This is a genomic window from Phocaeicola salanitronis DSM 18170, assembly GCF_000190575.1.
Lineage (GTDB): Bacteria > Bacteroidota > Bacteroidia > Bacteroidales > Bacteroidaceae > Phocaeicola > Phocaeicola salanitronis.
Genome location: NC_015164.1, coordinates 3,594,104 through 3,617,500 on the forward strand (window position 1 = coordinate 3,594,104; position 23,397 = coordinate 3,617,500).

General features: G+C 51.4%; 17 protein-coding genes, 2 tRNA genes and 2 rRNA genes (1 of these 21 running past the window's edge). 18 read left to right on the forward strand and 3 right to left on the reverse strand.

The window, feature by feature from the left end; all coding sequences use genetic code 11:
• Positions 1 to 20 precede the first annotated feature (20 nt).
• From BACSA_RS15255 to araJ, 11 genes are all read left to right on the forward strand, one after another.
• On the forward strand, positions 21 to 1,679 hold the full coding sequence (locus BACSA_RS15255; protein ID WP_013618932.1) for a TonB-dependent receptor: 1,659 nt from the start codon (positions 21 to 23) through the stop codon (positions 1,677 to 1,679).
• A gap of 633 nt (positions 1,680 to 2,312) precedes the next feature.
• Entirely contained in the window at positions 2,313 to 2,543 is a 231-nt protein-coding gene (locus BACSA_RS15260) for a hypothetical protein (RefSeq protein WP_013618933.1), read from the forward strand.
• Positions 2,533 to 4,863: a type I DNA topoisomerase gene (gene topA, locus BACSA_RS15265; protein WP_013618934.1), complete on the forward strand. Its 2,331-nt coding sequence runs from the start codon at positions 2,533 to 2,535 to the stop codon at positions 4,861 to 4,863. The genes BACSA_RS15260 and topA overlap by 11 nt, the downstream gene beginning before the upstream one ends.
• Positions 4,863 to 5,393, forward strand: a complete 531-nt coding sequence (locus tag BACSA_RS15270; RefSeq protein ID WP_041584457.1) for a shikimate kinase — start codon at positions 4,863 to 4,865, stop codon at positions 5,391 to 5,393. The genes topA and BACSA_RS15270 overlap by 1 nt, the downstream gene beginning before the upstream one ends.
• Before the next feature lie 402 nt (positions 5,394 to 5,795).
• Positions 5,796 to 7,688, forward strand: coding sequence for a biosynthetic arginine decarboxylase (speA, locus tag BACSA_RS15275; protein ID WP_013618937.1), 1,893 nt, complete (start codon positions 5,796 to 5,798; stop codon positions 7,686 to 7,688).
• Positions 7,689 to 7,913: 225 nt separating this feature from the next.
• Positions 7,914 to 8,162: a hypothetical protein gene (locus tag BACSA_RS15280; protein WP_041584071.1), complete on the forward strand. Its 249-nt coding sequence runs from the start codon at positions 7,914 to 7,916 to the stop codon at positions 8,160 to 8,162.
• Entirely contained in the window at positions 8,137 to 8,910 is a 774-nt protein-coding gene (argB, locus tag BACSA_RS15285; RefSeq protein WP_013618938.1) for an acetylglutamate kinase, read from the forward strand. Before BACSA_RS15280 ends, argB begins: the two co-directional genes overlap by 26 nt.
• Before the next feature lie 65 nt (positions 8,911 to 8,975).
• On the forward strand, positions 8,976 to 9,485 hold the full coding sequence (locus BACSA_RS15290) for an RNA polymerase sigma factor (RefSeq protein WP_013618939.1): 510 nt from the start codon (positions 8,976 to 8,978) through the stop codon (positions 9,483 to 9,485).
• Entirely contained in the window at positions 9,475 to 9,942 is a 468-nt protein-coding gene (locus BACSA_RS15295; protein WP_013618940.1) for a hypothetical protein, read from the forward strand. Before BACSA_RS15290 ends, BACSA_RS15295 begins: the two co-directional genes overlap by 11 nt.
• Before the next feature lie 172 nt (positions 9,943 to 10,114).
• Entirely contained in the window at positions 10,115 to 10,819 is a 705-nt protein-coding gene (locus BACSA_RS15300) for a M48 family metallopeptidase (protein ID WP_041584458.1), read from the forward strand.
• Positions 10,820 to 11,005: 186 nt separating this feature from the next.
• On the forward strand, positions 11,006 to 12,166 hold the full coding sequence (araJ, locus tag BACSA_RS15305; protein ID WP_041584072.1) for an MFS transporter AraJ: 1,161 nt from the start codon (positions 11,006 to 11,008) through the stop codon (positions 12,164 to 12,166).
• Between the two features lie 122 nt (positions 12,167 to 12,288).
• On the opposite strand, the gene BACSA_RS15310 is transcribed toward araJ, so the two are convergent.
• The 3 genes from BACSA_RS15310 to BACSA_RS15320 all read right to left on the reverse strand — a co-directional run bounded on the left by BACSA_RS15310 (position 12,289) and on the right by BACSA_RS15320 (position 18,235).
• Positions 12,289 to 14,661, reverse strand: a complete 2,373-nt coding sequence (locus BACSA_RS15310; protein ID WP_013618943.1) for an ABC transporter permease — start codon at positions 14,659 to 14,661, stop codon at positions 12,289 to 12,291.
• 334 nt (positions 14,662 to 14,995) lie between these two features.
• Positions 14,996 to 15,673 (reverse strand): ABC transporter ATP-binding protein, encoded by a 678-nt coding sequence (locus tag BACSA_RS15315; RefSeq protein ID WP_013618944.1) that lies wholly within the window; start codon positions 15,671 to 15,673, stop codon positions 14,996 to 14,998.
• 165 nt (positions 15,674 to 15,838) lie between these two features.
• Entirely contained in the window at positions 15,839 to 18,235 is a 2,397-nt protein-coding gene (locus BACSA_RS15320; protein WP_013618945.1) for an FtsX-like permease family protein, read from the reverse strand.
• 332 nt (positions 18,236 to 18,567) lie between these two features.
• Between BACSA_RS15320 and BACSA_RS15325 the strand changes: the two genes are divergently transcribed.
• The 7 genes from BACSA_RS15325 to BACSA_RS15350 form a co-directional block, all read left to right on the forward strand.
• Positions 18,568 to 18,927 (forward strand): hypothetical protein, encoded by a 360-nt coding sequence (locus tag BACSA_RS15325; RefSeq protein ID WP_013616650.1) that lies wholly within the window; start codon positions 18,568 to 18,570, stop codon positions 18,925 to 18,927.
• 47 nt (positions 18,928 to 18,974) lie between these two features.
• A complete protein-coding gene (locus tag BACSA_RS20675) occupies positions 18,975 to 19,427 on the forward strand; it encodes a hypothetical protein (protein ID WP_245546552.1) in 453 nt (150 codons plus the stop codon).
• 1 nt (position 19,428) lies between these two features.
• Positions 19,429 to 19,893 carry an integrase core domain-containing protein gene (locus BACSA_RS20680; RefSeq protein ID WP_245546553.1) on the forward strand — a complete coding sequence of 155 codons (465 nt, stop codon included), beginning with the start codon at positions 19,429 to 19,431 and terminating at the stop codon, positions 19,891 to 19,893.
• 904 nt (positions 19,894 to 20,797) lie between these two features.
• Positions 20,798 to 22,327 (forward strand): 16S ribosomal RNA (locus BACSA_RS15335).
• 71 nt (positions 22,328 to 22,398) lie between these two features.
• A tRNA-Ile gene (locus BACSA_RS15340) sits at positions 22,399 to 22,472 on the forward strand.
• A 7-nt stretch (positions 22,473 to 22,479) separates the two neighbouring features.
• Positions 22,480 to 22,553, forward strand: a tRNA-Ala gene (locus tag BACSA_RS15345).
• 127 nt (positions 22,554 to 22,680) lie between these two features.
• Positions 22,681 to 23,397: ribosomal RNA gene (locus BACSA_RS15350) — 23S ribosomal RNA — on the forward strand (it continues 2,163 nt past the right edge of the window).
• The 16S and 23S rRNA genes sit together here with 2 tRNA genes alongside, the layout of an rRNA operon.

Sequence of the window (23,397 nt, forward strand, 5' to 3'; positions counted from 1 at the left end):
TAAATATAAATGAAGTGTTTATGAAATCAATAATCATAGCAATAGGGCTGGGCGGATGGTGTATGCATGCGTATGCCCAGGAACAAGCCCCCGATACGGTGCTGAACCGTACGGTCGTGGTCGAAAACCAGTATAATCCGGAAGTGATGGATGCGTTTAAAATCAATGTGTTGCCCGAAGTGGAAGAACCCGCCGTGCCTAAGCAACACATTGATTATGCCACATCGCCCCGTCCTTTCTCGGCAGGAGGATTCACGCCGATGCAAGCGATGAGCAGCGATGAAAAACAGCAGGAAGCGCCGCGTGGATATGCCCGTGCCGCATACGGTACGGGGAATAACGTAGACGCGCGCTTGTCTTACCTGTGGGACATCTCCCGGCGCGACTGCCTGGGCTTTTCGGCTTCGCTTTATGGGATGAACGGGGATGTGCCTTCTGTTTTCTCCGGAGCGGACGACTGGAAATCCCGCTTCTATCGTACGGATGTGTCGCTCGATTACCGGCATGCTTTTCGTAAGGTATCGTTGGGAGTAGGAGGGGCTTTCGCCTCTCAGGTGTTCAACTATATGCCGGCGGAAGGGCTGGTGAGGGATGAATCGTCCGTATCCGGACGCCAGCGTTACACGTTGGGAGAGGGGTATGTGCGCCTTGCTTCCGTAGAAGGGGCGCTTCCGGTAGACTTTTCGTTCCAAACCGGCTTGCGGAGCTTTAGCCGTGCGCACGATATGTATTTAATGGAGAACGGTTCCGAGAATATTGTCCATACCTTGGGCTTTGTATCCGGCAAGGTGAACGAAATACAGCGGGTAGGCATCGGGTTTGCCATGGACAACCTGATTCACGACGTGAGTCAGGCCGATTACACCTTGCTTCAGCTCAATCCGCATTATACGTTTGATAACGGGCGCATACAGCTTCGTGCGGGCATGCACGTGGATGCGCAGTTCGGACATGACGGGAGGCTGATGGTAGCGCCCGATGTGAAGCTCGATTTCCTTTTCGCCGAGACCTATCGGGTATATGTGCACGCTGCGGGAGGAACCCGGCTGAACGATTTCCGCCGGCTGAATGCGCTTTCTCCGTATTGGACGCAACTGGCGCAGATGCAGACTTCCTATACGCCGGTCGATATGCAGGCGGGCGTCAAAGGTGCGCCAGTGCCGGGATTCGGCTTTTGCCTGTATGGGGGCTACCGTGTGGTGAAAGACGAGGTGTTTCATGTACCTTACGTGCTGGAGAACGGTTATCCGTATGCTTATGTAGGCTTGTCGCAAGAAAAGGCGAAAGTGGGGTATGGAGGCGTGAAGCTCGCTTATCAATACAAGGATTGGATAGACATGACATTGGACGGTGTTTATTCCCATTGGAATGTAAAGGAGGGCATGGAGCCTTTGCTCTATTTGAAACCCCGGTTTGTGTTGGATGCTTCTGTCCGTGCCAAGATTTATCGTGACTTGTGGGTAAAGGCGCAATACCGTTTCGAGAAGCGTGTGGAGATGGAAGGCATGGAGAGTGCCAAGCCGGTCAATGATTTTTCGCTCTCTGCCGGATACGAGTTCTTCGGTCGTTTGAATGTTTTCGTAGGGGTGAACAATCTGCTGAACCGCACGTATCTTACCGAGACGGGTTATCCCGTGCAAGGGATAAACGTCATGGCAGGGCTTAGCGTACGCTTCTGATTTAGTTGGCATACAGATTGATAAGTAGATCAGGAAAAATACTGCATGCAGTAGAGACGTCACATTGTGGCGTCTCCCCCAACTGCGTGACTGAAAAACATAAATGACCGTCCGAAAATCTAACATCTAACAATATAACAATATAACAATAAGCTTTTTTGATTTCGAACGCCACTTAAAAGAAGTGATAGGTATAACATATATATTATATATAAATATATTTATATATAATATATATGTTATATAGTTGTATTCCCATTTTTTTGTTCCTGTTCATTTTGGTTATTGTTATATTGTTATATTGTTAGATGTTAGATTTGAACGTACGTAAAACATATAAGGCATACAAATATATGCATGTCCTGATGCACATAACAGCGTGCCGCAACGGATATGGCTCTCTCCGCCCGCGTATCCGCCTGCCATCGTGAAAGAATGGTGTAAAAAACAAACCCTGAAGATGTGATATTTCTGTCACCTTATATAGCTTATTTGCAGGGATATACACGTAACACCAAATATTGTTGACGGATTTTTACATTCACTCGTTTAAAATCCATTGCCATGTGAAAAAGAAACTGTACCTTTGCAATTGAAAATTAAATAAATACTAACCTTAAAACTAAACTGACTATGATTGACTATTCTGCCCTTGTCACGCCGGATTCTTTTAATTACGAATCCGGCGTGACAACGCTGCTCTTTGCTCTTTTAAAAATAAAAACATTGCGCCTTTGTGTTTGTTTTTATGAAAAAATCAAGAAAAATGAAGAAACCCTCCTTGTTACATGGTGTTACTTGATGTTTTTTTCATACATTTGTCCCCGAGAAACATTAATTGGGATACAGAATCATGCAGAATAATCTGGTAATAGTGGAGTCTCCGGCTAAGGCTAAGACAATCGAGAAGTTCTTGGGCGACGGTTATAAGGTGCTTTCAAGTTACGGGCATATCCGTGATTTGAAAGAAAAATCGTTCAGTATTGATGTGAAAAACCATTTCGCCCCGATATACGAAATACCGGCTGATAAGGTAAAGCTGGTGAATGACTTGAAGAAGGAAGCGAAAAAGGCTGATATGGTATGGCTGGCATCCGATGAAGACCGTGAGGGGGAAGCCATATCGTGGCACTTGTATGAGGTGCTCCAGTTGGAGCCGGAAAAGACGAAACGGATTGTGTTCCATGAAATCACGAAGACGGCGATATTGAATGCAATCAAGCATCCGCGCACGATTAATATCGACTTGGTGAATGCCCAGCAGGCACGCCGGGTGCTCGACCGTATTGTAGGTTTCGAGCTTTCGCCCGTGTTGTGGAAGAAAATCAAGCCTTCTCTTTCGGCTGGCCGTGTGCAGTCGGTGGCAGTGCGCCTGATTGTGGAGCGCGAGCGTGAGGTGCAGGCGTTTGTGAGCGAGGCTTTGTATAAGGTGACGGCTGTGTTCGCTAATGCCAAAGGAGAGGAGTTCCGGGCTGAATTGGGGCGGCGCTTCAAGACGAAGAAAGAGGCGCAGGCTTTTCTGGAAAAATGCAAGAAGGCGGAGTTCGAGATTGAGGATATAACTACGAAGCCGATGAAGAAATCGCCTGCCGCTCCTTTCACTACCTCGACCCTGCAGCAGGAAGCGGCGCGCAAGTTGGGATTTACGGTGGCGCAGACCATGCGGATTGCCCAGCTTCTGTATGAGAACGGATTGATTACCTATATGCGTACCGACTCGGTGAACTTGTCGGACCTGGCTCTGGACACGAGCCGTGAAGCCATCGTTTCGCGCATGGGCGAGAAGTATGTGCAGACCCGCCATTATACGACGAAAACCAAAGGCGCCCAGGAAGCGCACGAAGCCATCCGCCCCACGTATATGTCGAACGAGACGATTGAGGGGACCGGCCAGGAGAGGCGCCTGTATGAATTGATATGGAAACGTACGCTGGCGTCGCAGATGGCTGATGCGGAACTGGAAAAGACAACTGCCACTATTTCTATCAGCGGCGAGGAAGATAAGTTTATCGCCGTAGGCGAGGTGGTTACGTTCGACGGTTTCTTGCGCGTGTATAAGGAATCGTATGATGAAGGCGCCGAGCCGGAAGGCGAAATGCGTTTGCCTTCGGCACTGGCAGTCGGCCAGGCGCTGGCATACAAGGAAATCACCGCCATGGAGCGTTTCACGCAGGCTCCTTTCCGTTATACCGAAGCCAGCCTGGTGCGTAAGCTGGAAGAGCTGGGCATCGGGCGTCCTTCTACCTACGCGCCTACCATTTCCACCATCCAGCAGCGCGGATATGTGGAGAAAGGAAACCGCGAAGGCACGGAGCGTCCTTACCGGATATTGTCCTTGCAGGGAGGGAAAATCGAGGAGAGCACCAAAGTGGAACTGACCGGAAGCGAAAAGGCGAAACTGCTCCCTACGGATGTGGGCATCGTGGTAAACGATTTCTTGAAAGAATACTTCCCCCAAATCATGGATTATAATTTTACGGCGAGCGTCGAGAAACAATTTGACGAGATAGCCGAGGGCGAGAAACAGTGGGGCGATGTCATGGAGCATTTCTATGAAGGCTTTCATCCGCTGGTAGAAGAAACCATGGCGAGCCGGTCGGAACACAAGGTCGGCGAACGTATCTTGGGGACAGACCCTGCCAGCGGGAAGCAAGTGTCGGTGAAAATCGGGAAATACGGTCCGGTGGTGCAAATCGGTACTGCCGAAGACGCGGAAAAGCCCCGCTTTGCCCAGCTGCAGAAAGAACATTCGCTGGAAACCATAACCTTGGAAGAGGCGCTCGACCTGTTTAAGCTGCCCCGCACGTTGGGAGAGCTGGAAGGGAAGGAAGTGTCTGTGGGGAACGGGCGTTTCGGCCCGTACGTGCGGTGTGACAATCAGTTCGTATCGATACCCAAACCGATGGACCCGCTCTCGATTACCCTGGAAGAAGCCGTGCAGTTGATCCGGGAGAAGCAGGACGCGGCTGCCAAGCGGGTTATCAAGACTTTCCCCGAGAATCCCGACTTGCAGATATTGAACGGGAAATACGGCCCTTACATCTCGTATGAAGGAAAGAACTATAAGATTCCGGACTCGATAGACGCGTCGTTCCTGAATATGGAGGCGTGCTTTAAGGTCATCGAGCTGCAGAAGGAGAAGGCGGAAACCCGTAAGATTCGTCACACGGCTAAGCGGAAATGATGAAACGGGTGTATTTGATTGGCTATATGGGCTCGGGCAAGACGACTTTGGGAAAAGCGTTCGCCCAAGCCGCGCATCTTCAATTCATCGATTTGGACTGGTATATCGAAGAGCGGATGCACAAGTCGATAAAAGACTTGTTTGCCGAGCGCGGGGAAGAAGGATTCCGCCAAGTGGAACGGAACATGCTGCATGAGGCAGGCGAGTTTGAGAATGTGGTGATAGCGGCAGGGGGCGGGACCCCTTGCTTTTTCGACAATATAGACTATATGAACCGGACGGGCGAAACCGTGTTCCTCAACGCTTCGTTCGAGGCGCTGTTCCGCCGGTTGAAAGTGGCGAAATCCAAGCGTCCGTTATTGTCCGGCAAGACCGATGAGGAACTGAAAGAAGTGATTCGGAACGGGCTGGCAGAACGCATGGCGTTTTATGGGAAAGCCAAACATTGGTTCCCGTCCGATTATTTGGAGAGCCGCGAACAGATAAGCGAGTCGGTGGAACAATTGAAGAAAATGTTGGAAGAAAGTTGACAAGTTATAGACGGAGGAATTAATAATTATAGTAAAACAAAATTGGTTTGCGAAAAAATCTTGATGTATTGTCATCCTGAACGAACGTGAAGGATCTCGTGTACATCCACGTGGGCGCATCCGAGATGCTTCACTTCGTTACCAATGACGAATTTACAATTTGTCATAATCGAATGGATTTTCCGCAGGAAATAGGCACTCAGCATGACAAATGATTTTTCGCAATTCATTTCTGATTGACTATATAATTAGCAATGGACAATTGGCAATAAACCATGCGGTACCGCAGTTGTCAATTAAAAAAGACTCTGTGTCTTTGTGCCTCTGTGTTCAATAAATTCACAAGGGTATCTGATACCTTTGAATAAATAGATTTATAAACAAAGATTTTTATGTTGTGAAATGAGAAAATGGCGTATTGAAGATTCAGAAGAACTCTACAACATTACGGGGTGGGGTGTTTCGTACTTTAGTATCAATGACAAAGGTCATGTAGTGGTGACTCCGCGTAAAAATGGAGTGGCGGTCGACTTGAAAGAACTGGTCGATGAACTGCAGCTCCGGGACGTGACGGCTCCCATGCTGGTGCGTTTTCCGGATATATTGGACAACCGCATCGAGAAAATCTCCAATTGTTTCCAGCAGGCGGCGGAGGAATATGGCTACAACGCGCAGAACTTCATCATCTATCCCATCAAGGTGAACCAGATGCGTCCGGTGGTAGAGGAAATCATCAGCCACGGGAAGAAGTTCAATCTGGGGCTGGAGGCAGGTTCGAAACCCGAATTGCATACCGTGATTGCCATTAATACAGACTCCGATTCGCTAATCATCTGCAACGGGTACAAGGATGAAAGCTATATTGAGCTGGCTCTGCTGGCGCAGAAGATGGGCAAGCGCATCTTCCTGGTGGTAGAGAAGCAGAACGAGCTCCGGCTGATAGCCAAGATAGCCAAGCAGCTGAACGTGCGCCCCAATATCGGCATCCGCATCAAGCTGGCTTCTTCGGGAAGCGGGAAGTGGGAGGAGAGCGGAGGCGACGCCAGCAAGTTCGGCCTGACCTCCAGCGAGCTGCTCGAAGCGCTCGACTTCATCAAGGAAAAGAAAATGGAGGATTGCCTGAAGCTCATTCATTTCCATATCGGCAGCCAGGTGACTAAGATACGCCGCATCAAGACCGCCTTGCGCGAGGCTTCGCAATTCTATGTGCAACTCTACAAGATGGGGTTCCCCGTAGAGTTCGTCGACATAGGCGGCGGATTGGGCGTGGACTACGACGGCACACGCTCTTCGAACAGCGAGAGCAGCGTGAACTATTCCATTCAGGAATATGTCAACGATTCCATTTCCATCATGGTGGATGCGAGCAACAAGAACGGCATCCCGCATCCCAATATCATCACCGAGAGCGGCCGCTCGCTCACGGCGCACCATTCGGTATTGATATTCGAAGTGCTCGAGACTGCTTCGCTTCCTTCGATGGACGAGGAGTTTGAAGTGGGTCCTGATGACCACGAGCTGGTGCATGAACTGTATGAAATCTGGGACAATCTGGGGCAAAGCCGGATGCTGGAGGCATGGCACGACGCGCAGCAGATACGCGAGGAAAGCCTCGACCTGTTCAGCCACGGCATCGTGGACCTGAAGACACGCGCGCAGATAGAGCGTATGTATTGGTCGGTGACCCGCGAAATCAATCAGATTGCCTCGGGCTTGAAACACGCTCCCGACGAGTTCCGGAACCTCGACAAGTTGCTTGCCGACAAGTATTTCTGCAATTTCTCGCTCTTCCAGTCGCTCCCCGATTCGTGGGCGATAGACCAGATATTCCCCATTATGCCTATCCAGCGCTTGGACGAGCGTCCCGACCGTACGGCTACCTTGCAGGACATCACGTGCGATTCGGACGGGAAGATAGCCAACTTCGTGACTTCGCGCAATGTGGCGCACGATTTGCCGGTGCATTCCATCAAGTCGAAAGAATCTTATTATATCGGTGTGTTCCTGGTCGGGGCTTATCAGGAAATTCTGGGCGATATGCACAACTTGTTCGGAGACACGAACGCCGTCCATGTCAGCGTGAGCGACAAGGGGTATACCATTGACCAGGTGATTGACGGGGAAACCGTGGCAGAGGTGCTCGATTACGTGCAATATAGTCCGAAGAAACTGGTGCGCACCCTTGAGACGTGGGTGACCAAGTCGGTGAAGGAGGGGAAGATTTCCTTGGAAGAAGGCAAGGAGTTCCTCGCCAACTACCGTTCGGGGCTGTATGGATATACGTATTTGGAATAAGTGACTTAAAATCGAACGCAGAGACGCAAAGATGCGGAGTGATTATTTAATTTGAATATCCGCAAACATTCCATGTAGGGGCGTATCGCATACGCCCCTACAGTCAATTAGGTAAAATGCGGATATTCATTTTATTTAAAAGAGGCAAAATGCACGGAGCCAAACGCCACGTTTTGCGTTCTTTGCTCTCTTAAAAAATAGAAGCTGTTTTGAATTTATCGTGCGATGATTTGGGATGAGTTTTTGAGGCATTTCCGCTTCTGTGATGAGGAAGATAGCGGGCTATCTGACGAAGAACAGGAGCGGAAAGGACCAAAAAATCGCCCAAAGCACACACGAAAACGGATACATCAAGCCAAGAAAAACTTTTTGGAGAAATTCAAAACAGCTTCTAAACTTTGCGCTTTTGTGTCTCTGCGTTCGTTTTTTCACAAAACAACATTAGCTTATGAAAGAAAAACTGACTATCATTAAAGTGGGAGGGAAGATTGTAGAAGAAGCCGGTACGCTCGACCAGCTTCTGGACGACTTCTCCGCATTGCCCGGCAATAAACTTCTGGTGCATGGGGGCGGGCGTTCCGCTACCCGTATCGCGGCTCAGCTGGGTATCGAAAGCAAGATGGTGAACGGACGGCGCATCACCGATGCCGAAACCTTGAAAGTGGTGACCATGGTGTACGGCGGCCTGGTCAACAAGAACATTGTGGCAGGACTGCAGGCTAAGGGCGTAAACGCCATCGGGTTGACGGGTGCCGATATGGATGTCATCCGTTCGGTGAAGCGTCCGGTAAAAGAGATTGATTATGGCTTTGTGGGTGATGTAGAGCGGGTGGATGCCGGTGCGCTGGCAGCCCTTATCCAAAGAGGAGTGGTGCCGGTGATGGCTCCGCTTACCCATGACGGGCAGGGGCATATCCTCAATACCAATGCCGATACCATAGCGGGCGAAACCGCCAAAGCCCTGGCCCGTCTGTTCGATGTGACTTTGGTCTTTTGTTTCGAGAAGAAAGGCGTATTGAGCGACGAGAACGATGACGAGAGTGTCATTCCTGTGCTTACGCCTGACTTGTTTAAGCAATATGTGGCGGAAGGCATCATCAAGGAAGGGATGATTCCGAAGTTGGAAAATTCTTTTTCCGCTATCGATGCGGGAGTGAGCCAGGTGGTAATCACCTCAGCATCAGCCATTGGTACGGAAGCTGGCACGATAATCAAAAAATAATTCAAAAAAAAATAGCGGGTGAGTGTAACTTTTCAGCCACTCACCCGTCATCCTTATAGAAAGCAATGCAAGAAATCAGTTTTCGAGACGATATCCTGCCCTTGAAAGACAAGCTTTTCAGGCTGGCTCTCCGCATCACCTTCGACCGTGCGGAAGCGGAGGATATTGTTCAAGATACACTGATTCGGGTATGGGACAAGCGGGAAGAATGGAGCCAGATGGATTCGGTAGAAGCTTATTGCCTTACGGTAGCGCGCAATTTAGCGATTGACCGGAGCCAGAAGAAGGAAGCGCAAAACGTGGAGTTGACACCCGAGACACAGGAAATGCCCGATGCATTGGTGCCTGACCGGCAAATGGAGCAGAGCGAGCAATTATCAATCGTACACCGGTTGATAAATGGGCTTCCCGAAAAGCAGCGTTCCATTATTCAGCTTCGCGATATCGAAGGCAAGAGTTATAAAGAGATAGCCGAGATACTCCAGCTGACAGAAGAACAAGTAAAAGTCAATTTGTTCAGGGCAAGGCAACGGATAAAGACGAAATATAACGAGATAAACAATTATGGATTATAAGTATATTGAACAGTTGTTGGATAAGTATTGGAATTGTGAAACCTCGCTTGAAGAGGAACAAATCCTGCGCTGCTTCTTCCGTCAGGCAGAAGTTCCGGTTCATCTGTTGCGCTACAAGTCCTTATTTGCTTATCAAGATGCGGCGAGGATGCCAAAACTGGGAGAAGATTTCGACGAACGTGTGCTTGCCGAAATAGAGCGTCCCGTAGTAAAGGCGAAACGCTTGACGTGGCGTATGCGGATGATGCCGTTGTTCAAGGCAGCTGCTGTAATGGCTTTCCTTTTTACGGTAGGAGGGGTAGTGAAGCACTCGGCGGACGGCGGGCGAAGCAGTATTATTTACGTTTACGACCAGTTCGAACATGAGATGCAAGACCCGCAGGTGGCGTATAAGCCCGATTCGGTAAAGGCGCCCATAGAGAATGTTCCGGAAAAGGACGTGAGAAATAAACAGTGACATTTTCATTTGCTTTTAAATATATATTAGTTAGTGCTTATTAGAAAAATCATTGATGAGGCTGTGAAGTTTCAATTCTCTCAAATTAAAATTACTAACTCAATATTGAAGAAAGAATTACCGCGTGAGCAGTGATTCTTTCTTCTTTTTTTATATCTTCGCCGGCGTTATGATGGCGAAGAAACAAATTGTAAGTGATGCCGATTTCGGGCAGATATTCATCGTGACCCGCCGTACGGTGCGCAACGTCACGATGCGGATGAAAGAAGACGGGCTGCATGTCACCACGCCTCCTTTTCGGAGCGTGAAAGCGTTGCTCGACGTAATCCGCCCTTTCCGTGAACGCTTGCTGAAGTTGAAGGCAGACGTGTCTCCCAAGCCTTTCGATTGGGATTATAGGCTGGAGGCGGAGTGCTTCCGGTTGTGGCTCGAACCCAGCCGGCTGAAGCATTTCACCGTGCGCTCTGCCGAAGAGGGAGTAAAGATTTGTTGTCCCGAAGATACTGACTTTTCAGACAAACGGGTACAGACGTTGGTGCGGAATGCCATAGCCCGTGCCTTGAAGAAACGGGCGGAAGAGTATCTGCCTCCGTTGGTGGCATGTTGGGCAGAACGGTACGGATTGTCGTATCGGACGGTGAAGATTACCAAGGCACGCTCCCGGTGGGGAAGTTGCTCATCGGAACGTCATATCAGCCTGTCGTATTACCTGATGCTGCTCCCGGCGCATCTGATGGATTACGTGGTATTGCACGAGCTGGCACACACCCGTGAGATGAACCACGGTCCCCGCTTCTGGGAGTTGCTCGACCGGATGACGGAAGGGCGTGCGCTGGCATTGCGCAAGGAGTTGCGTGCATACCGTCCGGTGTTTTGAGCCTGTTGTGCCTTGCTGTTGATGTATGTCAAAAAATGCGTATGCTTTGTGTTCCCAGCCGTTTATGTTTGATGAATTTCCTTTACCTTTGCATCCGTTTTGAATATTCACCACAGATTACACAGATTAAATCAATTATAAAATCTGTGTAATCTGTGGTGGAAAAACACAATCAGGATAATCTGTATGAAGAAAAGTTTGATGGCATTGGCTTCCGGCACGCTGGGCTTAGGAATTGCCGAGTTTGTAATGATGGGCATTCTGCCCAATGTGGCCCATGATTTGGGCATTTCTATCCCGCAGGCAGGGCACTTTATTTCGGCATACGCCATTGGGGTGTGCGTAGGTGCTCCGTTGACCGTAGTGGTGGCACGTACCCGTCCGTTGAAGCAGATATTGTTGGGACTGGCGATGATTTACATCGTAGGGAATCTGTTCGCTTCGATGTCGGTGAATTATTGGATGTTGCTCCTGATGCGCTTCGTTTCGGGATTGCCTCACGGGGCATTCTTCGGCGTAGGTTCCATCGTGGCGGAACGGGTGGCGGATAAAGGAAAAGCTTCGCAGGCGGTAGCGTTGATGATAGCGGGGATGACCATTGCCAACCTCTTCGGGGTTCCTTTCGGCACGTTGTTGAGTAACCTGTTTTCGTGGCGCTTTCCTTTCGTGTTCAATGCCCTTTGGGGAGTCTTGATATTCTATCTGATTTGGCGGTGGATTCCGTATATGCCCGCTCTGCCCGACGTGGGATTGAAAGGTCAGTTCCGTTTTCTGAAGCGGCTGGCTCCGTGGCTGATTATCCTGACTACAATGTTCGGCAACGGGGGCATCTTCTGCTGGTTCAGCTATGTCACGCCGCAGATGATTCACGAAGCAGGTTTCTCGCCCCATTCGATGACCGCCGTGATGATGCTTGCCGGATTGGGCATGACCATCGGTAATCTGGTGGGAGGCAAGTGCGGCGACCTTTACGGGCTGGCTCCGGTAATCCGTGTCACGCAGATGGTGATGGTATTGTCATTGCTGGGCATCTTCTTCTTTACCCGCAATCCGTACCTGTCCGTCATCCTGATGTTTGTCTGCACGGCTTGCCTCTTTGCGGTCTCTCCTCCCCAGCAATTATTGCTTTTGCAGAACTCGCGCGGCTCTGAGATGATGGGAGCGGCGTGTGTGCAGATCGCTTTTAACCTGGGCAATGCCGTGGGTGCCTATCTGGGCGGATTGCCGATAGACGCCGGTATGGGGTACCGTTATCCGTCGCTGGTAGGTGTCTTCATCGTGCTTCTGGGGCTGGTTTGTATCTCGATTTACGTGAAACGCGCTAAAAACTCATCACAGCTTGCATAGATTTTTATATTGAACGCAGAGACACGAAGGCACAGAGAATAATCAAAATTAAACTCTGTGCTTTCGTGTCTCTGTGTTTTTATTTTAATAATCCGTGTAATCTGTGGTGATTAAAATAACATTTACTCCGTCCTCAGGTTCTCCGTAGGATTCATTCGGGCGGCTTTCAGGACGAGGAGGGCGGAGAGCACCCATACGACGAGGAGCACTACGAGGGCGCATCCCGTGAAGAGCCACCACGTCAGCTCTATCTTGACGGCGAACAGCTGGAGCAGGGCGATGCTGACACGCCATGCCACGAGTGCGCCGATGAGGGCGGCAGGGAGGGCAATCTTCAGCAGGCCGGCGAGGAAGAGGCGTTGCACGCTGCCCACCGTGGCTCCGTGGATGATGCGTATGGCTATCTCGGCACGGCGGCGGCTGATTTCGTCGCGGATGTAGGCGGTGAGTCCGATGAGGGCGATAATCAAGATGCACAGCCCGGTGAAGAAGATGCTGTTGCGCACGTGCAGGATGCTGTCGTACAGGTTGTCCATTTCCAGTGCGAGGCTATAGACGTGTTTCTCCTGGCTGGGCATCGTCTGTGATACGACGTTTTGTACGGCTTTCATGCCTTCGGGCGTCAGATGGCGCAGGCGGATGAAAAGGTAACTGCGTGGCTCGGGGCTATAGAACATCACCGTGGGACGCTCGTCGGCATCTTCCGCCATTTGCGAGCCGAAATGGATTTCCTCGTACACACCGCAAATGGTGAGCGGTCCTTTGTGCTCGGTGATAAAGACTGTTTTGCCGATGGGCGAACCTGTCCAGCCTGCCAGTTCGCGCATCCGTTCCACAAACTTGCGGCTTACCATTACCTGCCGTGCCACGGTGTCGCTCAGGTGGGGCGTGAAAGCTGTTCCTTCGATGACGGGGATGCCGAACACCTGGTGATAATCGTCTCCCGTGAGGTACATGTCGGCGATGTTCATAAATTCCGCTCCCGTTTCGTTGTCATACACATTGTTCCCGCTGCAACGCTCGAACGGATCTTGATAGCCCCACGTCACGCCTGCCACTTCGGGTAGCTTCTTCAGTTCCTGTACGCAACGCTGCTGTTCGGTTCCGGTCGTACCGGGCAGCGATACGTAGAGCATGTCTTTGTATTCGAAACCGGCATCGTAATTGGTCAGTTTGTTGTATTGCAGGCTGATGACCGCCAGCACGGCAACGAAGAACGTGGTCAGGAGGAACTGCACGAAGAGCAGCCCTAACTTCCAGTGCCGCTTGCTTTCGGTGTAGCGGCGGTAGGCATAGGTGACGGGAATGCGCGTGTACAGATATCCGGGCATTGCACCGCAGAGCAAGATGACGGCGATGGTAATGACAACGCACACGGCTATCGTCGCCGGGGGGAAGAGCGAGTGCAGGCTGTGCCCTATCTGCTCTTGCAGCAGGTCTTGGATGCCGAAGATAATCAGCACCGCCAGCGCGAGGCTAAGCAGCCCGTGGAGTGCCGACTCGGCGAGCACCATGCGGTAGATGTCGCGGCTCTCCGCCCCGTAGCAGCGGTAGGTGGCGATGCTCTTGGCACGGTTTACCATGCCCGATATGACCAGCAGGATGTAGTTCAATACCGCCACCGCCAGCATCAGGATGCCGAAGGCGAGGAAGACGATGCGCATGATGCGGTTGTAGTCCGACGAGGAGAAGATTTCGCCGACGGGCTGGAAACCGATCTCGTAGCTGGCTCCGGTCTTTCTCAGATGCTCCATCGGCAGGTTGGTTTCCAGCATCCGTTTCACGTTGGCGGTCAGTTGTTCAGGCTTTGTGCCGGGATAGAGGCGGGCGTAGCTGCTGTAGCGGTCGTTTCCCAGCCAGTTGTCGCGCCCGTCGCCCATTACCTGCCCGATGGTGGGCAGTGCCACCACTACATCGAAGCGGGGCAGGTGGGTGTTCTCGGGAAATTCTTCGAAGATGCCTACGATGTTGAGCTTGAAGTCGGGAAACTCTTTCCACGTCAAGGTGTGCCCCACGATATCGGTGCCTAATGTTTCGGCAAGGCGCGACGAGATGTAGGCATTGTTCTCTTTCTCCAGTCCGGTATGCGGATTCTCTCCAATGAGGATGCGGCGCGGGAAGACTTCGAAGAACGAGCTGTCGCACAAGTGTGCGTTGGCGGTCACTTCCCGTTGGTCTTCCGTCACGAGGTGCATTTCGTCTTGCAGCCACGTGAACCGTGTGGCGGCTTCCACTTCGGGACAGTAGCGCTTTACGCCTGGTGCGGTGGCACCCGGTGTTTTCGTATAGGGGCGCCACGTGTCGTCTTGCGCTGATTTGTATTTCTCGGTGATGCGGTACGTGTCTTCCAGCCGCGGCAGGAAGTTGTCGTAGCTGGTCTCGTAAATCACTTCGGCTATCATGGCAAGCCCGATGGCGAGGCCCACGCCGAGGCAGAGAATCTTTATGGGGTTCGCTTCGCCCCGTCGGAAGAGGTTGTTCAGTGCTTTTTTCATCTGGTTTATTTACTATTTAATTGTTTGTTTGGAAACGCAGATTAACGCGGATTCAAATTTAATCATCTGTTTAATCTGCGTTAATCTGTGAAAATCTGCGTTTCTTCACAGTATATAGTTACTGCTTAGAGCTTCGTTACGCCGGATTTGCAATCCGGCGTCATTGAGTGCTCGGATTACAAATCCGAATCATCAGTGTGGGTGTGCGGATTGCAAATCCGCAAGCTCAATTACGGCGGATTACAAATCCGCCATAACAGACAGAGTCCCACAGAGGAAATAAATTTAAGAACTCTGTGTGCCTCTGTGTCCTCTGTGGTGAATAGTAAGGAAACTACATTTCGGCAATGGAAGCCACAATCTGCCCGTCGAACAGGTTGATGATGCGTCCGGCATATCCGGCGTCGCGCTGGCTGTGTGTCACCATCACGATGGTCGTGCCTTCCTTGTTCAGTTCGGTCAAAAGCTCCATTACTTCTTGTCCGTTCTTCGAGTCGAGGTTACCGGTCGGCTCGTCGGCAAGGATGATTTTGGGATTCGATACCACGGCACGGGCGATTGCCACACGTTGTTGCTGACCTCCGGAGAGCTGTTGCGGATAGTGTTTGGCGCGGTGGCTGATGTTCATCCGTTTCAGGATGTCCGCCACGCGCTGCTTCCGTTCGGCGGACGGTACGCCCAGGTAGGTGAGGGGCAGTTCCACGTTCTCCGCCACGTTCAGTTCGTCTATCAGGTTGAAGCTCTGGAATACGAAGCCGATGTTGCCTTTGCGCACGTTTGTGCGGTCTTTTTCTTTCAGGTGTCCCACTTCTTTTTCGTCCAGATAATAATCGCCTGATGTCGGGTTGTCGAGCAGCCCCATGATGTTCAGCAGGGTGGACTTGCCGCATCCCGAAGGTCCCATAATGGCAACAAATTCTTTGTCGGCTATCTCGAAACTGACATTGTTGAGCGCGATAGTTTCTACTTCTGTAGTACGGAATGTCTTGCAAAGGTTTTCAATCTTAATCATAATAGTATAAGTGTTTATTGGTTAATAATTTCTTTTGTTTGCTTATTGAAACGCAGATTTTCGCGGATTAGCGCGGATTTTATTTTAGGGTTTTCAGGTTTTCACCCGATTATGCTAAAATGATAATCTGCGAAAATCTGTGTTAATCTGCGTTTCAAAATGGTGTCACTCTGCCCGTACACAATCTATCGGGTTGCTGTTCGCTGCACGGTAGCTCTGCACGGTCACGGTGACGAGGGTCATCAGGATAATCAGCAGGCAGGCGGTGACGAACACCCACGCCGAGAGCGGCACGCGCTGGGTGAACGACAGGAGCCAGCTATCCATTACGTAATAGGCAACCGGCATCGCCACTGCCGAGCAAAGGATGGCGACTTTCAGACTGGCACGGTTGAATTGCCACAATATCTGGCTCGTGCTGGCACCGAACACCTTGCGCACCCCGATTTCCTTGCGCCGGTATTGCGTCTCGAAAATGGTCAGCCCGAACACGCCCACCAGCGAGATGAGGATAGCAAGCACGCTGAAGGCGATGACTACCTGTTGCTGGTTGGTCTCGGCGGTATAGAGTTTCTTATATACGTTGTCGAAGAAATCAATCTCGGCAGCATAGCCGGGGAAGCTCTTCTCGAAGGCTTCGCGGGCGTGGCTCAGGGCTTGCGCAGGGTCGCTTCCGGCTTTTACACGGATATAGCCGAAAGGAAGCACGTCATCATCGTATAAATTAGGAGTAAATACGAAGGGCGTTCCGCTGAAGGCGGTGATGCGGTTCGAGGTGAACGCCACGTTGTCCACGTAGCCCGTGATTTCGGCTTTCCCCATCCAGTCGGCATTCAGTTCCTGTCCGGTGGGCAGGTTATACATCTTCTTAAATTCTTTAGTGGCGATATAGTGCCTTACGTTCCGCCCTACGGAGTCGCCGGGCAGGAAGTCGCGCCCTTCGGTCACCTTCATGCCCATCACCTTCGGGAAGTTGGTAGAGACGCGGACATAGAAAGGCTGTACGTGTTGCTCGGCTATGGTAAATCCCTGGATGTTGTACACGTTTCCGCCTCCCATCCGATCGTTGGCATACGCCACGCCTTCAAACTCCGGATAGCCCAATAGTTGCTGGTCGAATGCCTTGTAGGGCTGGCTCAGGAAAGGTTTTTGAGGCATTTGGGCGATGAGTAGCATGTCGCGGTCGAATCCGGTGCGGATGTTCTTCTGGTATTCGTTCTGCATGAAGATGAAGGTGGAGCACACGATGAGGCATGCCGAGATGAAATACTGGAAGCTGACCAGTGCGGTGCGGAGCCGTTTTCCTTTTCCACTCAGGGCGAAGTTGCCTTTCAGCATCAGTGCGGGTGGGAACGAGGTCATGTACCATGCCGGATAAAGTCCGGCAAGTACACCCGTCAGCAGGGCGATGCCTACGCTTCCGAAAATGACGGGCAGATAGTCTTTCAGTGCGGGATTGAAACCCAACGCATCCAGTGCCTGTGTCTGCGTGAGGCAAGCTACGATACCCAGTGCAATCAGCCAGCCCAGCAACACGGTGCATACGGCTTCCAGCACCAGTCCCGTGCGGAGCGAGCCGACAGAGCTTCCCAGCACCTTCTGCGTATTGATGCTGCGGATGCGCATCGGGGTGAGGGCGGTGGTGAAGTTGATAAGGTTCACGGCGGCGATGCCGATGACCAGTATGGCGATGAGAATCATCAGGCGCGTGTGCTGCAGGTCGCCCGTCTTGAAGTAGAACCACGGCTTGGTGTGGTAGTACACGTCTCGGATAGGAATAACCATGGGCTTGACTTCCTTGAAATCAGATGACTTCTCCATCTTATCGTTGATAATCTTGTTCTGAACCAATTGGCGGTTGACTTCTTCGTAAGTGACTCCGGGTTTCAGGCGGACGAAAGCCAGATAGCTCCAGCTTCCCCATTGGTTGAGGTCCCATTTTTCTCCAATGCGACAATAGATGTCATTGGTGAGTTGGGCATTTTTCGGGAATTCCTTGTACACTCCGCTAATCCTGAATTGTGTTTCTTCGGTAGCTTGGTGTGGACTTTCCAAATAGATGTATTTACCTATGGCGCTTCCGTCAGGGAAAAGCCGTTTGGCTTGGCTTTCCGAGATAATGGCTCCGTTGGGGGTGTCCAGCCCTTCGTCATTGCCTTCCACGAAAGTCATTCCGATAGTCTTTGCAAAATCGGGATATACAGTTGCAACGTTTTCTTTGATGTATTTCGGATAGTGCGGGTCAGTATATACCAGATTACTTCCGAATTGCATCGAAAGCAGGGTGCCGCATTCGATTCCCGTGGTCTCTTGGATGGCAGCATCTACAAACGGGCGAGGCACCACCACCAGCTCGTTGTCTTTCCCGTCAATGGAAAGGTTCAGCACCGCCAGCCGTTCGGGTTCGGGATAGCAGGTGTCGAATTGTTGTTCATAACGGGTTTTCATCATAATTACGATGAAGGCGGCAAAGGCGGCGGATAGTCCTAATAAATTTAGGAATGAAGCCGTGCGGAACCGCTTCAGCGTGTAAAACAGGTTGCGTAGAATCGTTTGGTTCATGTTCGTTGTAATTATTTGTTATGCTTTTTACGTTTACAAGCAGTATGTGCTTCTTGTTTTCACTATATTTATTGCAAAGATCGTGCCAAACAAAATTGGTCTTGATAATCAGTATCTTATAAAAATGCCTGTTTTTTGAAGTGTCAAAAAATTAGACACTCAGTGTCAAAAAATTAGACACTTCACGTTTTCCGGTAGATAAGAAGCCGGGTGGTTTACCGATATCTTTTGTCAAGATTCTCTACTTAAGCCTCTGTTATCCCGCCCGCTTCCTTTTGCTTTTACAGTGTCTTATTTTAGAAAAGGTTGACTCATAAATCAGAGTCAAGAAAATGAAAAAAGAAGAAAGTTTTGTGCACGATCATTCTTGCATCCGTGCAGTAGAGATTTACCGTTTGTGTAAAGTTGAGGGGTTGGACAATTCCGCCTTAATGAAAAAATTCGGCATAAGCCGTACGACTTTGTATCGTATATTGTCTACCTTTGAGCGTGAAAACCCTCAAATAGCAGAACAGATGAAACGTCAAGGAAAAGATGTGACTCCGGAAGATTACAAGCGTCTTCAGAATGAACTGGCCCGTTTGAAGAAAGAGCTTGAACGGGAACGCCTCCGCGCCGACTTCTATGAAGAGATGGTCGCATTCGGGGAGGAAGTATACGGCATACGGCTAAAAAAAGCTGGCACCAAGTAGCATGTAGGCTGCACGTCCGGGACAAGCGTCTTTACGGCATTGCCCCGATGTGCCGTCTGCTTGGTGTGAGCAAACAGGCCTACTACAAGCATGAGGACAAGCTTTTGCACCGCCTGGCGCTGGAATCTTTCGTTGTGGACTACGTCAGAGAGGTCCGCCGCAAGGATCCGGGCATAGGAGGAGGCAAGTTGTGGCAGATGTACAACCGCCGTTTCGGCACAGCCTGGCACGTGGGCTTCAACCGTTTTTATGCGATAATGGAACGCCACGGGCTTAAGCTCCGCCGCCGTAAGCGGCGTGCCGTGACGACCGATTCGCGCCACGGGCTTCCGGTCTATCCGAACCTGGTGAAAGCGCTGATACCCGATGCGCCCTGCCAGCTGATAGTGAGCGACATCACCTACATCGTATGCTGGACGGATCCGTTGACGGGGGGAATACACGTTCTGCTACCTTTCGCTCATAACCGATTATTACACAAAGGAAATCGTGGGCTATAGCGTGGGCGAGACATTGGACTCCCGCTATCCCCTTGAAGCGCTGGAAATGGCCTTGCGGCACTATGGGGACAGGGACTTGAGCGGCCTGATCCACCATTCGGACCGGGGCGTACAATATGCCAGTTACGAGTACACGCGGCGTCTGAAGGAACGTCAGGTCCGCATCAGCATGACCGAAAGCGGCAATCCGAAAGACAACGCGGTGGCCGAACGGGTGAACAACACGGTCAAGAATGAGCTGCTCGGCGGCATGACGTTCCTGAACATCACTCAGGTAAGGGAGGCGGTGAAGGCGGCGGTGGACTTTTATAACAACGAACGTCCCCACTGGAGCCTGGACGGCATGACGCCGGCCGAAGCCTCCCGGTGCAAGGGGGAGCTGAAGAAGAAGTGGACCAGTTTCCGGGAGAGAGCCATAAAAGGACAAAGCCGCCCACAGACTGGAAGCCTGCCGGCCTCCGGATGAAACTTACGTTTTTACCTTGTTATAGAGAGGAAGATGAAAATAAAGCTTATCTTTGCCTCGAAAACGGAAAGGTAAACCCTTTTCATGAAAAAACGGCCACAGGGTTAACCCTGTGCATGAATAGTAATAATACGAGTCAACCGTACTACGAATAAGACTTAAAGTAGTCAACCTTTTCTACAAAGCTACACAGCCAAGAGTAGTCTCGTGCCTGGTTTAGTAATGCTGAAACTGTAGTTTTCATCTATTGAAACTTTAGTTTCAGCACGTTGAAACTAAAGTTTCAGTATATATAAACCATGGTGAAACTGTTTTCCCTCCTGCGGTGCGGCAGGCTTTGGCTCCTTGCGGATGCATTCCCTTCACCCGCCTTGTGCGTTCTTCCTGCCCTTTTCTCCCCTCCCTGCCTTTTCCCCTTTCCTGCCGTATGTTTTACAGCATACGTCCTTTCTCGCGCGCGCATATAATATATATAAGGAGTACGGGCATTCCTCCTTCCCGTTCACGCCGCTTCTTTTTTTAGCTCTTAATTACCTGTATATCATGCGCTTCTGCATTATTCATTGATTTTTCCGTCAAAAAAACTCCCTCATCGCTTGCAGGTCCGGAATAAAGCCGTACCTTTGCACCCGCTTTCGGAAAGGAACTCCCTTGAACGCGAGACGGTCAGGAAGCCTCCTTGAAAAAAGTCCCGCAAAAATTTGGCGGTTTGAAAAATCCGCCTTATCTTTGCAAACGGTTTCCCTCTTTTGCGGGAGCCGCTGAAAACAGAAGCGTTCAATGAAATGTTTTGGATGAGACGAAGGAAAAGAAGCGGTGCTATTACCGCCTGTCCATCTTGATGGTTCCAGGCGGCAGATAGGATGGGTCCTGACAGAAGATAATTATAATAAAAAGATATTCTACAATGAAGAGTTTGATCCTGGCTCAGGATGAACGCTAGCTACAGGCTTAACACATGCAAGTCGCGGGGCAGCGGGAGCTTAGCTTGCTAGGCTTGCCGGCGACCGGCGCACGGGTGAGTAACGCGTATCCGACCTTCCGCACACTCCGGGCCAGCCTTCCGAAAGGAAGATTAATCCCGGATGGTATGGCGTGGCTGCATGGCAGCGCCATTAAAGGAGTGATCCGGTGTGCGATGGGGGTGCGTTCCATTAGCTTGTTGGCGGGGTAACGGCCCACCAAGGCGACGATGGATAGGGGTTCTGAGAGGAAGGCCCCCCACATTGGGACTGAGACACGGCCCAAACTCCTACGGGAGGCAGCAGTGAGGAATATTGGTCAATGGGCGCGAGCCTGAACCAGCCAAGTAGCGTGGAGGATGACCGCCCTACGGGTTGTAAACTCCTTTTATAAGGGAATAAAACCTCCCACGTGTGGGAGCTTGTATGTACCTTATGAATAAGCATCGGCTAACTCCGTGCCAGCAGCCGCGGTAATACGGAGGATGCGAGCGTTATCCGGATTTATTGGGTTTAAAGGGAGCGTAGACGGGATGTCAAGTCAGCTGTGAAAGTTTGCGGCTCAACCGTAAAATTGCAGTTGAAACTGGCTTTCTTGAGTGCGTTCGAGGCAGGCGGAATTCGTGGTGTAGCGGTGAAATGCATAGATATCACGAAGAACCCCGATTGCGAAGGCAGCCTGCTAGGCCGCAACTGACGTTGATGCTCGAAAGTGCGGGTATCAAACAGGATTAGATACCCTGGTAGTCCGCACGGTAAACGATGGGCACTCGCTGCCGGCGATATACAGCCGGCGGCTTAGCGAAAGCGTTAAGTGCCCCACCTGGGGAGTACGCCGGCAACGGTGAAACTCAAAGGAATTGACGGGGGCCCGCACAAGCGGAGGAACATGTGGTTTAATTCGATGATACGCGAGGAACCTTACCCGGGCTTGAACTGCGCCTGAATGTGCCGGAAACGGCACAGCCGCAAGGCAGGCGTGGAGGTGCTGCATGGTTGTCGTCAGCTCGTGCCGTGAGGTGTCGGCTTAAGTGCCATAACGAGCGCAACCCCTTCCGCCAGTTGCCATCAGGTTATGCTGGGGACTCTGGCGGTACTGCCATCGTAAGATGCGAGGAAGGTGGGGATGACGTCAAATCAGCACGGCCCTTACGTCCGGGGCTACACACGTGTTACAATGGGGGGTACAGAGGGCCGCCATCCGGCGACGGAGCGCCAATCCCAAAAGCCCCTCCCAGTTCGGACTGGAGCCTGCAACCCGGCTCCACGAAGCTGGATTCGCTAGTAATCGCGCATCAGCCACGGCGCGGTGAATACGTTCCCGGGCCTTGTACACACCGCCCGTCAAGCCATGAAAGCCGGGGGTGCCTGAAGTGCGTAACCGAAAGGGGCGCCCTAGGGTAAAACCGGTGATTGGGGCTAAGTCGTAACAAGGTAGCCGTACCGGAAGGTGCGGCTGGAACACCTCCTTTCTGGAGCGGCCTTTCCTGGGCGCTGCCTTTTCCGAGTCTTCTCCATACAGATACAACAGAGGTTCAACGCCAGTCCTATAGCTCAGTTGGTCAGAGCGCCACACTGATAATGTGGAGGTCGGCAGTTCAACTCTGCCTGGGACTACGGTCTTGGGGGATTAGCTCAGCTGGCTAGAGCACCTGCTTTGCAAGCAGGGGGTCAACGGTTCGAATCCGTTATTCTCCACTGTTAGAAAGAAGTTCTATGACATGATGTGACAAGCAATAAAGAGAAACGAGCGCTTGCAGGCTATTCTGCAAGCATCAGCCAGAGGTATATGCCCGCTCTCTTCCGGAAGGAAGAGCGAGCGGCGGCGTAAGTAGATAAGGGCGCACGGCGGATGCCTTGGCTCTCGGAGGCGATGAAGGACGTGACAAGCTGCGAAAAGCCGCGGGGAGGCGCACATGGCCCTTGATCCGCGGATCTCCGAATGGGACAACCCGTCATGCTGAAGGCATGACATCCCGCCTGAGGCGGGAGGCCAACGCGGGGAACTGAAACATCTTAGTACCCGCAGGAAAAGAAAACAACAGTGATTCCCCCAGTAGCGGCGAGCGAACGGGGAGGAGCCCAAACCGCGCGTGTTACGGCACGCGCGGGGTTGAAGGACCGCGACACCGCAAGAAGCAAGGCGAATGGAACGCGCTGGAAAGCGCGGCCGTAGAGCATGAAAGCTGCGTACATGAAGCCGTGTGAAGCGTAGCGGCATCCTGAGTAGCGCGGGGCACGTGGAACCCTGCGTGAATCTGCCGGGCCCATCCGGCAAGGCTAAATACTCCCGAGAGACCGATAGCGAACCAGTACCGTGAGGGAAAGGTGAAAAGCACTTCGGACAGAAGAGTGAAATAGACCCTGAAACCGTGCGCCTACAAGCGGTCGGAGCACGCAAGTGTGACGGCGTGCCTTTTGCATAATGAACCTACGAGTTCCCCTGCTTGGCGAGGTTAAGCGCGATAAGGCGCGGAGCCGGAGCGAAAGCGAGTCTGAAAAGGGCGTCAAGTCATGCGGGGGAGACGCGAAACCAAGTGAT

Bases quoted from the DNA above. Each gene is read 5' to 3' on its own strand.
- BACSA_RS15300 (WP_041584458.1), top strand. From the start codon at position 10,115: ATGGCGAAGAAACAAATTGTAAGTGATGCCGATTTCGGGCAGATATTC.
- speA (WP_013618937.1), top strand. From the start codon at position 5,796: ATGAGAAAATGGCGTATTGAAGATTCAGAAGAACTCTACAACATTACG.
- araJ (WP_041584072.1), top strand. From the start codon at position 11,006: ATGAAGAAAAGTTTGATGGCATTGGCTTCCGGCACGCTGGGCTTAGGA.
- BACSA_RS15260 (WP_013618933.1), top strand. From the start codon at position 2,313: ATGATTGACTATTCTGCCCTTGTCACGCCGGATTCTTTTAATTACGAA.
- BACSA_RS15280 (WP_041584071.1), top strand. From the start codon at position 7,914: ATGATTTGGGATGAGTTTTTGAGGCATTTCCGCTTCTGTGATGAGGAA.
- BACSA_RS15310 (WP_013618943.1), bottom strand. From the start codon at position 14,661: ATGAAAAAAGCACTGAACAACCTCTTCCGACGGGGCGAAGCGAACCCC.
- BACSA_RS15270 (WP_041584457.1), top strand. From the start codon at position 4,863: ATGAAACGGGTGTATTTGATTGGCTATATGGGCTCGGGCAAGACGACT.
- BACSA_RS15295 (WP_013618940.1), top strand. From the start codon at position 9,475: ATGGATTATAAGTATATTGAACAGTTGTTGGATAAGTATTGGAATTGT.
- topA (WP_013618934.1), top strand. From the start codon at position 2,533: ATGCAGAATAATCTGGTAATAGTGGAGTCTCCGGCTAAGGCTAAGACA.
- BACSA_RS15315 (WP_013618944.1), bottom strand. From the start codon at position 15,673: ATGATTAAGATTGAAAACCTTTGCAAGACATTCCGTACTACAGAAGTA.
- BACSA_RS15255 (WP_013618932.1), top strand. From the start codon at position 21: ATGAAATCAATAATCATAGCAATAGGGCTGGGCGGATGGTGTATGCAT.
- BACSA_RS15320 (WP_013618945.1), bottom strand. From the start codon at position 18,235: ATGAACCAAACGATTCTACGCAACCTGTTTTACACGCTGAAGCGGTTC.
- BACSA_RS15325 (WP_013616650.1), top strand. From the start codon at position 18,568: ATGAAAAAAGAAGAAAGTTTTGTGCACGATCATTCTTGCATCCGTGCA.
- BACSA_RS15290 (WP_013618939.1), top strand. From the start codon at position 8,976: ATGCAAGAAATCAGTTTTCGAGACGATATCCTGCCCTTGAAAGACAAG.
- argB (WP_013618938.1), top strand. From the start codon at position 8,137: ATGAAAGAAAAACTGACTATCATTAAAGTGGGAGGGAAGATTGTAGAA.
- BACSA_RS20675 (WP_245546552.1), top strand. From the start codon at position 18,975: ATGTGCCGTCTGCTTGGTGTGAGCAAACAGGCCTACTACAAGCATGAG.